A 14,619-nucleotide genomic window follows, 5' to 3' on the forward strand; every position below is an offset into this window, starting at 1 on the left:
TTGAGGCGCTGTACTTTTATTTATTCCGTAAATTAAGTCTGAATGCTACTTTTGCTGAGCTTTATTCTGACTTTGTTGATTATGTTGAGCCTGTTGATTTGATTGCTGATTTTGCTGCTTCTGTTGGTCCTGCTGACTTTGTTGCTTTTGCTGTTGATTAGATTGGTTAGGTTGACGTTGTGGGTCATTCTGCTGATTTTGTTGCTGGTTGTGTTGATTAGCCATTTTCATATCCATCCTTTTTTACATGTTGGGATATGCCGTACAAATCGACGACAACTGTTAATTTAACGCGCTTATCATTAGAAACAAGCGTATAGATGTTTCATTTTTCGACATCGTAACGCCCTATATGAGATTCATGTTGTAAAAGAATAACTTCGAGGTTGAAGCTTTTTACGTGGATTACTTAAACCACGATGAAGCACAACAATCCTTACAAAGCGCTTTCTTGATCTACTGAATAGCAAAATTTTTATGCTGTGAAATTCAAGCTATCCACACCTATTTAAATTTGAATTTATTTTAAACATCTTTTAATATTTCACTTGAATTTGTAACTTTTTCAAAATCATCATGAGTGAACAAATTTTTGCTTTAATCGACATCAACAATTGTTATGTCAGTTGTGAGCGGATATTCAATCCAAGCTTAAACAATAAACCTGTCGTTGTATTAAGTAATAATGATGGCTGTGTTGTTTCACGCAGTAATGAAGCCAAAGCATTAAATATAGATATGGCTGTTCCTTGGCATGAAGTTGAAAAAGCAGCGAAAAAAGCAGGTGTTATCGCCTATTCAAGCAACTATGCTTTATATGGCGATTTCTCAGAACGTTTTTTTAAAACACTTAAGACCTTTTTTAAAGAGGATGATCTAGAACCCTACTCAATAGATGAATGCTTTATTAATTTAAGCTCTTATCGAGACTTATTTGACTTAGAAGAATATTGCCGCAGATTGGTGAAAACTATTCAAAAATGGTTAGGTTTACCGTGTTGTATTGGCATTGGTTATAGTAAGACGCAAGCCAAGCTTGCCAATAGTTTTGCAAAAAAACGGCATGGATTTGAGAATGTTTGCGATTTGACTGGCTTAGATTTATGTAGCTTTGAAGCTTTGCTTCTCGAAACCAATGTAGCTGAGGTGTGGAGCATTGGACGTAAAACCAGCAAACGGTTACAAGCATATAATATTTATAATTGCTATGACTTAACTTTTGCCAATGAACACTACCTAGCACGAGAGTTCTCAGTGGTCATTGCACGTACTATTCGTGAGCTAAAAGGTCAATCCTGCATTGCTTTGGACGATCCTGAAATGCCCTCTAAACGGATTCTTTCTTCTCGAAGTTTTGCTTCAGCATTAACCAATGTTGAAATCATCAAACAGGCGATTATTTTTCATGTTAATCGAGCACATCAACGCCTTACTCGACAGCAACAACTCTGTGCAGTTGTGCATGTCTCTTTGTATGAAAAAATTCCTCAGGCACCTTATAAAAAAGCCCAAAGTAGTGTTTCAGGCTTGTCATATGCAACAGATGATTTGATGACTTTAACTAAGGCAGCATTGCAGCAAATAGATGTTTTATTTAAAGAAAATATCAAGTATGTGAAAGTCGCAGTGATGCTTTCTGCCCTTCATCACAAAAGCCAACACATCAATGACTTATGGCATCCCGTAGACTTTATTCAGCAACGTGATCAACTCATGGATACGCTGTCCAATATGAAGCAACGCTTTGGTCCTGATTGTATTCAAGTGGGTTACCATTCCAGTAGTGAAACATGGAAAATGCGTCAACAAAACCGCTCTCCAAGTTATACGACACGCTGGAGTGATATCTTATGTATTGATGATAGTCATATGGCTGTTACACAAATCAAATGAATAGTTTTGGTCACTCAGTTTAGAATGGAATCACTTTAAAACAATGCATGAAAATGTCATATTTTAACATTGCCATTTAACGACAAAATTTACATTATATATGCCGTACAAGGCACAGCATTTCCGCGACGATTCAAAGAAAATATAAAGTATTTGTGGAAAAACATGCCATAATATGCAAACTTTGCAGACATCTTGCAAAGATTTTTGCAACTTTTGAATTGGAGCAGTCTCAATGAGTTCGACCATTTTGGTCATTCACGGACCAAACTTAAACTTGCTAGGAAAGCGCGAACCAGAGGTCTATGGTCACCTCACATTGGATGACATTAACCAACAACTCCTAACGCAAGCTCAGCAAGCCAATATTACTTTAGATACTTTTCAAAGCAATTGGGAAGGTGCAGTGGTGGATCGTATTCATCAAGCACAACAAGACGGCGTCAAAATTATTATTATTAATCCTGCCGCACTTACACATACTTCCGTTGCTGTACGTGATGCCCTTTTAGGTGTCGCCATCCCTTTTATTGAAGTACATCTTTCTAATGTTCATGCACGTGAAGCATTTAGACATCATTCTTATTTATCAGATAAAGCCGTTGGCGTAATTTGTGGTCTTGGTGCTAAAGGCTATTCTTTTGCACTTGATTACGCTATCGACAAAATTCAATCTTCAACTCAATCATAATTTAGGAATACGAACCCATGGATATTCGCAAAATTAAAAAGCTCATCGATTTGATGATCGAATCTGATCTTCAAGCAATTGAAGTGAAAGAAGGCGATCAATCGATTGCTTTAACTCGTCGTAATCCTGTGGTTGCTGCTGGTGTAGCACCTGTTGCACTCCCAGCTGCTGAAGCACCAGTAGTTAAAGCTGCCTCTCGTGGTGCTGTAGAAACCTCACCTATGGTCGGCGTGTTCTATTCTGCACCAAGTCCTGGCGAAGCTCCATTTGTCAATGTTGGTCAAACTGTTTCTGCGGGTGAGACTTTAGGTATCATCGAAGCAATGAAAATTATGAACCCAATTGAAGCAACTCAAAGTGGTGTAGTTGAAGAAATTCTTGTAAAAAATGGTGATGTAATCCAGTTCGGTCAACCTTTATTCCGCTACCGCGCGTAATACCTCGGGGGTTGATATGTTGCAAAAAGTTTTAATTGCAAACCGAGGTGAGATTGCGCTACGCATCACTCGCGCTTGCAAAACTTTAGGGATTAAAACAGTCGGAATCTATTCTGATGCTGACAAAGATTTAATGCATTTACGTTTTTGTGATGAAGCCGTATGTATTGGTCCGGGTGCAAGTAGTGAAAGTTACTTAAATATTCCTGCCATTATTACAGCTGCAGAAATTACTGGTGCAGATGCAATCCATCCCGGTTATGGTTTTTTATCTGAAAATGCTGAATTTGCTGAAATTGTAGAAAGTTCAGGTTTTATCTTTATTGGTCCACGTCCTGAACACATTCGCCTAATGGGCAATAAAGTTTCAGCGATTACGGCGATGCGTAAAGCAGGTGTACCAACAGTTCCAGGTTCTGCACATGCAGTGACGCCAAACAATGCTTTGGCTGAAGCAAAAGAAATTGGCTTTCCATTGATCGTCAAAGCTGCTTCAGGTGGTGGTGGTCGTGGTATGCGTATTGTTGAACGTGTAGACACCCTACTCGAATCTGTTCAAGCTGCACAGCGTGATGCAGAAATGTGGTTTGGCGACGATACCGTTTATATGGAACGTTTCCTACAAAAACCTCGTCATGTTGAAGTTCAGGTTTTGGCAGATGGTAATGGTCAAGCAATTCATTTATATGACCGTGATTGTTCGTTACAACGTCGACATCAAAAAGTCCTTGAAGAAGCACCTGCACCTGGTTTACCAGAAGAAGCACGCGCCCATATTTTAGAAGCATGTGTAAATGCTTGTAAATTAATGCAATACCGTGGTGCTGGTACCTTTGAATTCTTATTTGAAGATGGCGAATTCTTCTTCATTGAAATGAATACACGTGTTCAAGTTGAGCATCCTGTGACTGAACAAGTCACAGGTGTAGATATTATTGAACAGCAATTGCGTATTGCAGCTGGTCTAGGTCTTAATCTTCAACAAGAAGATATTAAGATCGAAGGTCATGCCATTGAATGTCGTATCAATGCCGAAGATCCATCTACCTTCTTACCTTCACCGGGTAAAATTGAATCATTCTATGCACCAGGTGGCGCAGGGATTCGTTTAGATTCTCATATCTATCAAGGTTATAGCATCCCACCATATTATGATTCGATGATTGCAAAATTGATTTCTTATGGTAAAGATCGTGATACCGCGATTGCCCGAATGAAACAAGCTTTAGATGAAATGATTTTAACTGGGATTAAAACCAATATTCCATTACATAAAGATTTGATTCTTGAAGATAAGAACTTCTGTGCGCAAGCGATGGATATTCATTACCTTGAAAAACATTTATTAAAGCAACTTCAAGGTCATGAAAATGATGCTTAACTGATCTTTGCTTAACAAAAAACCTCTGTAAATCAGAGGTTTTTTAATATCAATAAAATCGATTTATTATTTAACTCAGTGACCTATCGGCACAACATCTTTAAGCCATGGCACTGTTCAAATTATATCTCAAGCCTAAGGCAAGACTTTGCGCAAAGTGGCAAAACATTGATCCCCTTTATCTGACGCACAAAAACTCATGGTATTTTTATTAATCCACTTTACATAATACTGCGACACATCCCCAGTTTGGTCTTCTTTACGCCCGGAACAATCGGTTTCGTTATTTTCATAGCGAATTTGCATAATCAATGCAGGAGGTTTTTCTAAAGTATTATCAGGCGAGGGTTGATAATCAAAAAGTCCTACTGACCACTCTTTGGCACTGTTGACAACAACTTCATTGGAACCTCGGAAATTATAATATTCGATGCATTTTTTATTTTCAGGAATTTCCATTCCCCATAAACCTAAAATTTCAGGTCGAGTACTGATTCGAATGGTGCTGGTTGTATTTGTCGCCATTACATTGTTGGTCGTTGTTGCTTGAGCGCGTGGAGGTGCCTCATCAGCTTTAGTGTAAGAAGAAAAGCTAAGCAGTAAAGAAATTATAAGTGCTGTTTTTTTCATACCCAATCTTGTATGCCAAATTTTATCTTGTATAAACTATCATACATTTATAATAAAACATGTAAAATTAACCATATAAGAACAATCTTTATCCAAGCTCAACTGCAGAATAAATTTCTAAAATGCTGGATTAAAGGCGATTAAAACTATTGATTTATCGATATACATAGATATGATTATCATTACTACCTTAAAGACAAAGCCACGTGACTTGGTGTTGGAATTAAGCATTCTTCTAAAATAGGTTAGTCATTTGCCACGAGCGATACTGTATTTAAGTCAAACGTTTAAGGACAATATTTCTGCATTTTTTCTGATTGCAGTGATCATATTTGCCTGTGCTTTGGCTGGAATATTGGGTAGACCACTCTCCTTTCTTGCTATTTTCTGGCCAGCAAATGCCGTCTTACTTGGACTCTTTTTAAGATTTACCACGCTCAAAAATATTGGTGGGTGGCTAGGTGCATTTTCAGGTTTTATGCTTGCAGACCTGATCACTGGAAATAGTTTTTTAGTGACCTTATTTTTAACCTTAGCCAATCTATCGCACGCTTTGGTAACATTATTACTTATTCATTTCTTTAAATTAGACTATAAACAATATAATAAAGGTTTAACATTTTTATATCTTTTTGGCATCAGTGCATTTGGTGGTTGTCTCGCTGCAGCTACAGTTGCTTGCTTAACGGTTCCTCACCTGCCCAATACCTTTATGTCTATCGATCGAATCTGGATTGACTTTGGGATGTGGTGGACTGGAGAAATCCTTAATGTCATTGCATTTTTACCAATCGTCTTAGCGATTCCAAACCGCACTACATTACAAAGTTATTTCCATGAATTTAAGCAACAACCCGTTCAAGTCCAACTTTTTTTACCTTTTTTAGGTGTAGTTTTCTCAGTAACACTTACCCACTTTTTTATCGGTCCGGGTGCAATCATGTTCCCAATTGCGGCATTGATATGGGCTGCACTCAGTTATAATCTATTCTTTGTCTCAATTATCAATTGTGGGGTATGTATGCTTTTATATAATGCATTGACCTCATACTATATTACCCAATCACCAAATGCCTATCTAGAAACAACGCTTTCCGTTCGAATAGGTTTGTTTATGCTGGCATTAGGACCGTTGACGCTAACCATTATCAGTCGTAACCGACAAAAGTTATATCATCAGATTTTATATCTCGCCAATCATGATGGTTTAACAACTACGTTAAATCGACGTTATTTTTATGAGGAAAGTGAACGTACAATCGCCAAAAATACTGAAAAAACAGCGCATAGTGTGACGATATTACTGCTGGATCTAGATCATTTTAAAAAAATTAATGATCAATACGGACATTTGATTGGGGATTATGTTTTACAAACATTTTCCCAACAAGTAAAAGCACAGCTACGTGCCCATGACTTGTTTGGTCGTTTAGGGGGAGAGGAATTTGCAATTTTACTGAAAGATTTAAGCTTAGATCAAAGTATCGCAATTGCTCAAAGAATCTGTAATATGACCTTCGATACCCCTATTTATTTAGATGATCAACGTACACTTCAGATCAGTGTAAGTATAGGTTTGAGTTACCAAACATTACCGCACTGTATTCCCTTTCAACAGCTCATCAAACGTGCAGACGCAGCACTGTATTTGGCGAAAGAAAAAGGAAGAAACCAACTTTGTTTAGAAACAGATATTCAACAAGATCAAAAAATATTTGCCCAATAACCTTAAATTGCGAGGGAATGCAATGAAATATTCAGAATATATTCAATATGATGGCATCGGTTTAGCACAACTGGTACAAAGCAGACAAATACAAGCACATGAATTACTTGAAATCGCCATTCAACGTGCTGAACAGGTCAATCCTAAAATCAATGCCATCGTGATTCCGATGTATGAACAGGCAATGAAAAATGCCAATAACCACCATTCAGGTCATTTTTCTGGCGTTCCTTTTTTATTAAAAGATCTCCACCAAGAGTTCGCAGGAGTGGCAACATCTTTCGGTTCAAAATCTTTTAAAAATGCCCAATATATTGCCAAAGAAAACGCTGAAATCGTTACTCGCTGGATTAAATCAGGTGTCGTAACTTTTGGTTTAACCAACTCTCCTGAATTTGGCATTAAAGGCATCACTGAACCTGAAGCATGGGGAAGCTGTAAAAACCCATGGAATCTCAAATATAACAGTGGTGGTTCATCAGGGGGTGCAGCCTCAAGTGTTACTGCTGGAATTGTACCTATTGCAGGGGCAAGTGATGGTGGAGGCTCAATCCGTATTCCCGCATCATATTGTGGGTTGTTTGGATTAAAGCCAAGTCGAGGACGTACGCCTTGGGGACCTAAAATTAGTGAAGCCATGCATGGTGCAGCAATGCAGCATATATTGTGTAAATCCGTAAGAGACAGCGCAGCAATGCTGGATGCAACACAAGGTTCAGATCACAGTGCACTTTTTAATATTCAACGTCCAACAGAAAACTATTTAGAGATCATTCAAAAAGCCCCAAAAAAATTACGTATTGGTTTTTCAGTCACGTCACCCATTGGTACTCAAGTATCACAAGATGCCGTCAATGCCATTCAAAACACTGTAAAGTTGCTACAATCCTTAGGGCATATCGTTGAAGAAGCTTCACCGCAGATTGATGGAATGGCTTTGGCTAAAGATTTTATTACCACTTGGTTCAGCCAATGTGCTTATACTGTAAAACAAGTTAAACAGCAGTTTGGTGCAAAAGATCAAGATTTTGAATTAGATACTTTAGCCATTGCTGCATTTGGTGCTAAAGCATCTGCATTGGATTACATCAACAACCTGAATAACTGGGGAACTTATGTAACTCAAATGAATCAATTTTTTAGCCAATATGATTTACTCCTTATCCCCTCCACTGCATCTGTTGCACCAAAAAATGGTGAAGTCAAAACACCTGCTTGGCAAATTCCTATTTTAAAAGCGTTACTGAAAGTTGACCAAGCACACTTACTGGCTAAAGGAAAACTGGTTGAACAATTGATTAAAAATAATTTACAGTGGGTACCCTTTACACAACTGGCAAATATTACGGGCTTGCCTGCCATGTCTGTACCCTTGTATTGGAACAAAGATCATTTACCCTTAGGCTCTCAATTTATTGCCCCATTTGGACATGAAGATACGCTATTACAATTGGCGGCACAGCTAGAACAAGCACAACCCTGGGCAGCACGTTACCAATCCATCAAGGTATAAATTAACCCATTGTAAATATTCATATAAATTTCAACAATTTATATGAATATTTACGTATTTTTTAATAACTATAAAAGTTTAATTAAACCTTTAAATCCCCAAATCAAAACTAAACGCCGCGACAAAGAATAAGTGATCAAGCAGCTGATTGATTGTTTATAAAATGCCTCCACCACCTAGCCAAACATTTAAAAAATTCAGTATTTTTAACAATAGAGGCTTTAGCATTTTTTTGCATAAGTAAATCAACAATCAAGACAACCACTTATACAAAAAAGTCATAAGATATGCCTGTTTTTTGATATCTGGCAAATAAGTCATGTTTGGTCCTGTTGAGTTTATTTTGGCTGGCATTTTAGTCGGTTTCTGTGTAGGTATTACGGGTGTCGGTGGTGGATCACTGATGACACCTATTTTGATTAGTTTATTTCGAATTGAACCACACATCGCCATCGGAACGGACCTCCTCTATGCTGCGATTTCAAAGTTCTGCGGTTCACTTGTACATGCAAAAAAACTCAATATTGTTTGGCCTATCGTACTTTGGCTCGCTTTAGGGAGTGTTCCAGCATCATTTGTGACCCATTGGGTTTTAGAAAACTATTTGAGCGGTTCAACCCATTACAAAGCCATCTTAACCATGGTTTTAGGATTTATGCTGACGCTAACAGGTCTATCCATTATGTTCCGTGCCAGAATTGAAAAGTTTTTTGCCAAATTTCGTGAAGATCAACACGACTTTCAAGAGGTAAATAATTTTAACATTCAAGGTAAGCGTGTATACGTCGTGCTCATGGGCATTGTACTGGGTGTATTCGTGACGCTCTCCTCTGTAGGTGCTGGCGCTTTTGGTGTCATGGCACTCATTCTGATGTTTCCGAACTTACCGATGATTCGTATCATTGGTTCAGATGTGGTACATGCCGTTTTACTCACCTCTGTGGCAGGTTTTGCACACATGACTTCAGGCAACGTAGATTTTCAATTACTCGGATGGCTACTGGTTGGGTCTATTCCTGCGATTATTGTTGGCACATTAATCAGCTCGAAAATGCCTGAAAAGATGATCCGTAAAGTACTTGGAATCACCCTATTTGCTCTAGGTATTAACTTTATCTTAAATCCAGTTAAATCCAAACCTGTTGAAAAACCACAGGCAGCCATGGTTACTCAAACTGTTCAACAACAGCAGGTTTAAATTTAATCTGTAATTGATAACTTATCATTATGAATGGGTTGTGAAGTTTTAATGATTTATTTATAACAAAACTTGAACCAATTCATGTTATATTCTGACCACTAAAAATACTTTCTGTATGTTCTAATACCCAGTGACGGCAATGAATACATTAAATTCAAATCCAATTATTCAATCAGATATTGATGACGTGAATGTCCAAAGCATTCAAACGCTTGTAACTCCAGCTGAACTTAAAGCTGAACTCCCATTAAATGAAAATGCTTACCAAACTGTACTTCATGGTCGGGAAACAGTCCGTAATATTTTAGATGGTAAAGATAAACGTCTATTTGTTGTGATTGGTCCTTGCTCGATTCATGACCCTGTTGCAGCACATGATTATGCAGATCGTTTAAAAGTTTTAAGCGAAAAAGTAAAAGATACGCTCTACATCATCATGCGTGTTTATTTTGAAAAACCTCGTACAACTGTAGGTTGGAAAGGTTTGATCAATGATCCTGACATGAATGATTCTTTTAATATCGAAAAAGGTTTACGTTTAGGACGTAAATTACTGCTTGAGTTAAATGACAAAGGTTTAGCTTGTGCGACTGAAGCGTTGGATCCAAACTCACCTCAGTATTATCAAGATTTAATTTCATGGTCTGCCATTGGCGCACGTACCACAGAAAGCCAAACCCATCGTGAAATGTCATCTGGTTTGTCATCACCTGTCGGTTTTAAAAATGGTACCGATGGTGGCTTAACTGTTGCAACCAACGCAATGCAATCTGTGAAGCATGGTCATAGCTTTTTAGGTCTGAATAACGAAGGTCAAGTTTCAGTGATTCGTACCAGTGGCAACCCGTATGCGCATGTTGTATTACGTGGCGGCAATGGTAAGCCGAACTATGATGCAGGCTCAGTTGCAGAAGCAGAAAACGCACTAGCAAAAGCTAAAGTCAGTACGAAAATTATGATTGATACCAGTCATGCAAACTCAAATAAAGACCCATATTTGCAACCATTGGTATTGAAAAATATCACAGAACAAATTCTTGATGGGAATAAATCGATTGTTGGCATCATGGTTGAAAGTCATATCAAAGGTGGTCGTCAAGATATTCCAGAAAATCTAAGCGATTTGGAATATGGTAAATCAGTGACTGATGGCTGTATTGACTGGGAAACTACAGAAAAAGCATTGCTTGAAATGGATGCAGCCTTAAAAGATATTTTACCAAAGCGTTAATTAGTATAAAAACGCCATCTACATAGATGGCGTTTTTGTTTATGATGTTATTAAAATTTTTCTGTAAGAATGCTATGAACGAACTTGAACAAGAACTCTGTCAAATCGCAAACTTTCAGTTTGTCCATGAACATTTACTGACTTCAGGTCAACCGACGGCTGAACAACTGAAGCAAATTAAAGAATACGGCGTAGATACAATCATCAATCTGGCATTTACAGATGCGTCGGTACATTTAGAACATGAAGATAAAATCTGTGCTGAGTTAGGCTTAAACTATATCCAAATTCCCATTCATTGGGATCGACCTGCAGATGACCAATGTTTATTTGCTCTAGATTTGATTGCACATTTAGTGCAGGAAAAAATAGTGTGGGTACATTGTGCCAAGAACATGCGTGTCAGTAGCCTAATGTATTTATATCGTCAGTATTTTATGGATATGGATATGCCAACAGCACAAGAGTTGTTGCATCAAGTGTGGGAACCCAATGAGACATGGACAGGGTTAATGCATGCAGTCAGTCTACAACTTCAAGGACGTAAAGCAACTGAAGATTTACAACACTCATTAATGCATGCAGACCAATTTTCTTAAAAATATAACCCCCTTAATATCTTTGATCGATTTCAATATAAAAGCATCCAGTATGATAAAAAAATAAGCGCCATTAGGCGCTTATTTTATAGCGATCTAAACAATCTAATTCTGCTTAATGAATCAATAATTGTTTGATCAATGGTAAGTTTGCTGAACTTGTCGCAGCCAAAATCAAACTATTATTGGAGCGTAAACTTGTCCATTTTTGATTCCCACCTGTCCCGCAGTTATAACTAATCAAACGGGCACGATTGTTATTTAAATAACCATATTCTAAATCAAAACATTTTGAACCTTGTTCAATGCGTTGTAATGTAGAATTAATCATCCATGCCTGCGCTGAACTCTCATTATTACATGATGCAAGATTGATCACACCAGCCTGACTTGCTAAACATTGATCCATATATTTCTTACTATGGATTTTACCCATCGCATCATAAATCCATTGTTCAGAGTCATCACCTGTACAAGCACTCTTACCACTGATGTAGGCATTTAGCTTGCCATCAGACAGTGTTTCTACCTTCAAACAGTTGGTTCCATTTTTTAGACTAGAAACTTCATTTAAATTAAAATCATTATTCAATTCCAATTTAGCCACAAATCGGTTAAATGCCTCAATTGCTTCAGCATTACCACTTTCCAAATCAACTCGATAAGCATTGATCCAACGATTTAAACGATAAAGTTTTATTTGCTGTTGGGTGTAACGTACCATTTCAAGCTGTGCATTTGGAGAAAGTTCAGTTTTAAATAGACGATAAGAGTCAAATAATAAACGTGAATTTGCATCAAGTTTAACCACAGCTTTACCTTGATTATTGAGTAAAGCTTGTTCAAGCTGCGGCATTTCAATTTTTCTTAAAGCAGAATATTCTGCTTCCTTACCAATGGTCACAAAAGGCGTCATAGCTTCAATTGCAACAGGAATACTGATGCTAGAGAGCTTAACTGCCTGTTGACCCGTTTTTTGGCAATAAAGATCCACATTTTGAGGTGCATCACTTTGTGCAAGATTGACATGGAACTTATTGGCATTGCTTCCAGCATTTACCCGTTGTGGTGCAAGTGCAATATGTTCAACTTTACTGGCATATTGTACATTCAACCAGCAACTTGCAGCAGTGCTAGAGGTATTGACTTGTGGCAAATTGAATACATTGCCCCAGTTACCACGTGCAGCAGGATAAACAATACCCACCTGATTTACAGGGTCATATCCCCCTAAAATTGTATAAACTGGCACACTAAATAGACGCGGCTTTAAGAAATTTCCATCTGCACTGTTGTACCAAACATTGCCTGAGTTTGGCGTTTTGGGTTGAGCATCTACCATTTCTCGTGTGTTTGCATTCCACTTTTTATAACCTGTGATTGAGTTTGCATCCCAAATATACTTATCAAATGCAGGCTGAATTTTCAACCAAGTACTATAACCTGTGTAGTGGGTATATTTAGAAATCGAGCTGGCACTTGCGCCACCACTCATTGCATCCCAGCCATAAGCATATAAATTTTGGAAGTTAGGCACCCCATTACTCCCATCTCCTAAATTAGTACTGCCCCAATTTAAGTTGCCGCGCATCTTATTACGAAATGCAATATAGCCCCAGCCACTATCCGCATGATGTGCAGACCAGAAATAATTGGTTGGGCTACCACTGGTTTCAACAGAACCTGGATAATGTCCTAATCCATAATGATGTCCAATTTCATGACTGAATTCATTTCCTATAGAATCAATCAATGTCAAAATCCCATTACCACCACTCAAGCCATGATTTGACTCACCATTGGCATATTTACCTCTGGCATGATGAATCACAACACTTTGTGTCAGCTGTGGTTGTTCCTGACTTTGCATTGAGGAACTGGTCACCCCCCAATTGGCTAAATTTATACCGACACTAAATGTAGATTTCGCAGTATTCTCACGCATATCACCATCATAAACGCCCCCATTGGTCGCGCTCGCTGAATCATAAATCACGCCACTCGCAACCATCACACGATTGAGTTTCATTTCCTCATATTTACTGACAATCATTTTTGCCGCCGGGATGGTTTGTAAATAATCAGTACCCGCTTTTTCTGGTTCCAAAAGCATATAGTGCCCATTGGATTTTGGTGCATCGGTCAATAAACCTAAGCGAATACTTTGAACCACAAGCTCTCCGGGCGCTGCAAAGTCAATATCGCTTCCGCCAAGCGCACCACTACGATTATTGACTGGATCGATGACGCGAATAGTAAGTCCTGGACGAACTTCATCCCACTTCAAAGCAAGCGACCATGCTTGCTTTGAGTACATGACACGTGCTCGATCGTCCTGATTGGATTGATCTGAAGCTGCAAGGCGTGATGGTTCTTTTAAATTAACTGTACGAATCAGTTGATTACCTTGATAAATTTCAGCTTGTAATTGGTTGAGTTCCCCCATCGCAACCAAAGGCGTTACCAATAACAAAGCATCTTTTTCAGTGGTCAAACGTGGCATTTTATCCTGTTCATTATTTTTAGGATTGACCGCATGACTTTGAACAAACTGTACCATTGCAGCGAAATTACCCGTTAAATCATTACGCAGTAATCGATTTTCGCCTTGTCCATTAAAATCATAGAATCCCAATATCTTATTCGAGATTTTATTTTTAACAGGTTCAGGATATTTGTCGACAGTAGGTGGTGTAGTACCCGTATTGCCCTCAGAGCCATTGTTTGAACCGCCCGAACCATTCTCAGGTGGTGTTCCTGTAGAACCATTGTTGGAGCCACCCGAACCATTCTCTGGTGGTGTTTCTGTAGATCCATTGTTAGAGCCATCCGAACCACTATTTGGTGGAGTTTCTGTAGATCCATTATTCGAACCGCCCGAACCATTCTCTGGAGGTGTTTCTATAGATCCATTGTTGGAGCCATCTGAACCACTATTTGGTGGAGTTTCTGTAGAGCCATTATTTGAACCGCCCGAACCATTATCTGGTATTTCTGGTGTACCATCTCCAGGCAGTTCATTTGTACCATCTCCTGGATTTTGTGGCAGATTTGATGGCTGATCATTTACAGAATGGCTTTCCCCTCCACCCCCACATGCAATCAACATTGCTGAAAGCGTACAAATTGTTAAATATTTAAACCTTAAGTGCATCACAGATCTTCCCCAATATTTATAACGACTTATCTCTATCCATGCTTTTTGAGACAAAATTGAAATATTATTTAATTTCAATAACTTAAATATAACACACCAATTTAAATTTCATCATTTTTTTATCATTAACCGACGAAAAACCTATCACAACAGCAAAATA

12 protein-coding genes are annotated in these 14,619 nt (G+C 38.3%); 9 read left to right on the plus strand and 3 right to left on the minus strand.

All coding sequences use genetic code 11. The features are described from left to right. Positions 1-45 precede the first annotated feature (45 nt). Positions 46-225: a hypothetical protein gene (locus ACINWC743_RS21655; RefSeq protein WP_174761299.1), complete on the minus strand. Its 180-nt coding sequence runs from the start codon at positions 223-225 to the stop codon at positions 46-48. A 351-nt stretch (positions 226-576) separates the two neighbouring features. Here ACINWC743_RS21655 and ACINWC743_RS21660 point away from each other — a divergent pair, with 351 nt between their 5' ends. The 4 genes from ACINWC743_RS21660 to accC all read left to right on the plus strand — a co-directional run bounded on the left by ACINWC743_RS21660 (position 577) and on the right by accC (position 4,402). Then, on the plus strand, positions 577-1,893 hold the full coding sequence (locus tag ACINWC743_RS21660; RefSeq protein ID WP_009587020.1) for a Y-family DNA polymerase: 1,317 nt from the start codon (positions 577-579) through the stop codon (positions 1,891-1,893). 235 nt (positions 1,894-2,128) lie between these two features. Beyond that, complete coding sequence (gene aroQ, locus ACINWC743_RS21665; protein WP_004830504.1) at positions 2,129-2,584, plus strand: type II 3-dehydroquinate dehydratase; 456 nt, start codon at positions 2,129-2,131, stop codon at positions 2,582-2,584. A 17-nt stretch (positions 2,585-2,601) separates the two neighbouring features. Then, positions 2,602-3,021: an acetyl-CoA carboxylase biotin carboxyl carrier protein gene (gene accB / locus ACINWC743_RS21670; RefSeq protein ID WP_004830503.1), complete on the plus strand. Its 420-nt coding sequence runs from the start codon at positions 2,602-2,604 to the stop codon at positions 3,019-3,021. A gap of 16 nt (positions 3,022-3,037) precedes the next feature. After that, on the plus strand, positions 3,038-4,402 hold the full coding sequence (gene accC, locus ACINWC743_RS21675) for an acetyl-CoA carboxylase biotin carboxylase subunit (protein ID WP_004830502.1): 1,365 nt from the start codon (positions 3,038-3,040) through the stop codon (positions 4,400-4,402). Between the two features lie 135 nt (positions 4,403-4,537). On the opposite strand, the gene ACINWC743_RS21680 is transcribed toward accC, so the two are convergent. Further along, positions 4,538-5,032, minus strand: a complete 495-nt coding sequence (locus ACINWC743_RS21680) for a hypothetical protein (protein ID WP_004830501.1) — start codon at positions 5,030-5,032, stop codon at positions 4,538-4,540. Between the two features lie 253 nt (positions 5,033-5,285). Here ACINWC743_RS21680 and ACINWC743_RS21685 point away from each other — a divergent pair, with 253 nt between their 5' ends. The 5 genes from ACINWC743_RS21685 to ACINWC743_RS21705 all read left to right on the plus strand — a co-directional run bounded on the left by ACINWC743_RS21685 (position 5,286) and on the right by ACINWC743_RS21705 (position 11,302). After that, on the plus strand, positions 5,286-6,758 hold the full coding sequence (locus ACINWC743_RS21685) for a GGDEF domain-containing protein (protein WP_009586995.1): 1,473 nt from the start codon (positions 5,286-5,288) through the stop codon (positions 6,756-6,758). Between the two features lie 22 nt (positions 6,759-6,780). Beyond that, positions 6,781-8,271: an amidase gene (locus ACINWC743_RS21690; protein ID WP_009586972.1), complete on the plus strand. Its 1,491-nt coding sequence runs from the start codon at positions 6,781-6,783 to the stop codon at positions 8,269-8,271. Positions 8,272-8,590: 319 nt separating this feature from the next. Continuing rightward, the gene (locus tag ACINWC743_RS21695; RefSeq protein WP_009587017.1) at positions 8,591-9,469 is read left to right on the plus strand and encodes a sulfite exporter TauE/SafE family protein; all 879 of its coding nucleotides are present in this window, start codon (positions 8,591-8,593) and stop codon (positions 9,467-9,469) included. 142 nt (positions 9,470-9,611) lie between these two features. After that, positions 9,612-10,703, plus strand: coding sequence for a 3-deoxy-7-phosphoheptulonate synthase (locus ACINWC743_RS21700; RefSeq protein WP_004830496.1), 1,092 nt, complete (start codon positions 9,612-9,614; stop codon positions 10,701-10,703). Between the two features lie 74 nt (positions 10,704-10,777). Next, complete coding sequence (locus ACINWC743_RS21705) at positions 10,778-11,302, plus strand: protein tyrosine phosphatase family protein (RefSeq protein ID WP_035301565.1); 525 nt, start codon at positions 10,778-10,780, stop codon at positions 11,300-11,302. 115 nt (positions 11,303-11,417) lie between these two features. Here the strand turns inward: ACINWC743_RS21705 and ACINWC743_RS21710 are convergent, their stop codons facing one another. Further along, positions 11,418-14,456, minus strand: a complete 3,039-nt coding sequence (locus tag ACINWC743_RS21710; RefSeq protein ID WP_009587015.1) for a M66 family metalloprotease — start codon at positions 14,454-14,456, stop codon at positions 11,418-11,420. Between the last annotated feature and the right edge of the window lie 163 nt (positions 14,457-14,619).

The organism is Acinetobacter sp. WC-743 (assembly GCF_000335555.1).
In the GTDB taxonomy this organism is placed as follows: domain Bacteria; phylum Pseudomonadota; class Gammaproteobacteria; order Pseudomonadales; family Moraxellaceae; genus Acinetobacter; species Acinetobacter bereziniae.

Bases quoted from the DNA above. Each gene is read 5' to 3' on its own strand.
- ACINWC743_RS21655 (WP_174761299.1), bottom strand. From the start codon at position 225: ATGGCTAATCAACACAACCAGCAACAAAATCAGCAGAATGACCCACAA.
- ACINWC743_RS21660 (WP_009587020.1), top strand. From the start codon at position 577: ATGAGTGAACAAATTTTTGCTTTAATCGACATCAACAATTGTTATGTC.
- aroQ (WP_004830504.1), top strand. From the start codon at position 2,129: ATGAGTTCGACCATTTTGGTCATTCACGGACCAAACTTAAACTTGCTA.
- accB (WP_004830503.1), top strand. From the start codon at position 2,602: ATGGATATTCGCAAAATTAAAAAGCTCATCGATTTGATGATCGAATCT.
- accC (WP_004830502.1), top strand. From the start codon at position 3,038: ATGTTGCAAAAAGTTTTAATTGCAAACCGAGGTGAGATTGCGCTACGC.
- ACINWC743_RS21680 (WP_004830501.1), bottom strand. From the start codon at position 5,032: ATGAAAAAAACAGCACTTATAATTTCTTTACTGCTTAGCTTTTCTTCT.
- ACINWC743_RS21690 (WP_009586972.1), top strand. From the start codon at position 6,781: ATGAAATATTCAGAATATATTCAATATGATGGCATCGGTTTAGCACAA.
- ACINWC743_RS21695 (WP_009587017.1), top strand. From the start codon at position 8,591: ATGTTTGGTCCTGTTGAGTTTATTTTGGCTGGCATTTTAGTCGGTTTC.
- ACINWC743_RS21700 (WP_004830496.1), top strand. From the start codon at position 9,612: ATGAATACATTAAATTCAAATCCAATTATTCAATCAGATATTGATGAC.
- ACINWC743_RS21705 (WP_035301565.1), top strand. From the start codon at position 10,778: ATGAACGAACTTGAACAAGAACTCTGTCAAATCGCAAACTTTCAGTTT.
- ACINWC743_RS21710 (WP_009587015.1), bottom strand. From the start codon at position 14,456: ATGCACTTAAGGTTTAAATATTTAACAATTTGTACGCTTTCAGCAATG.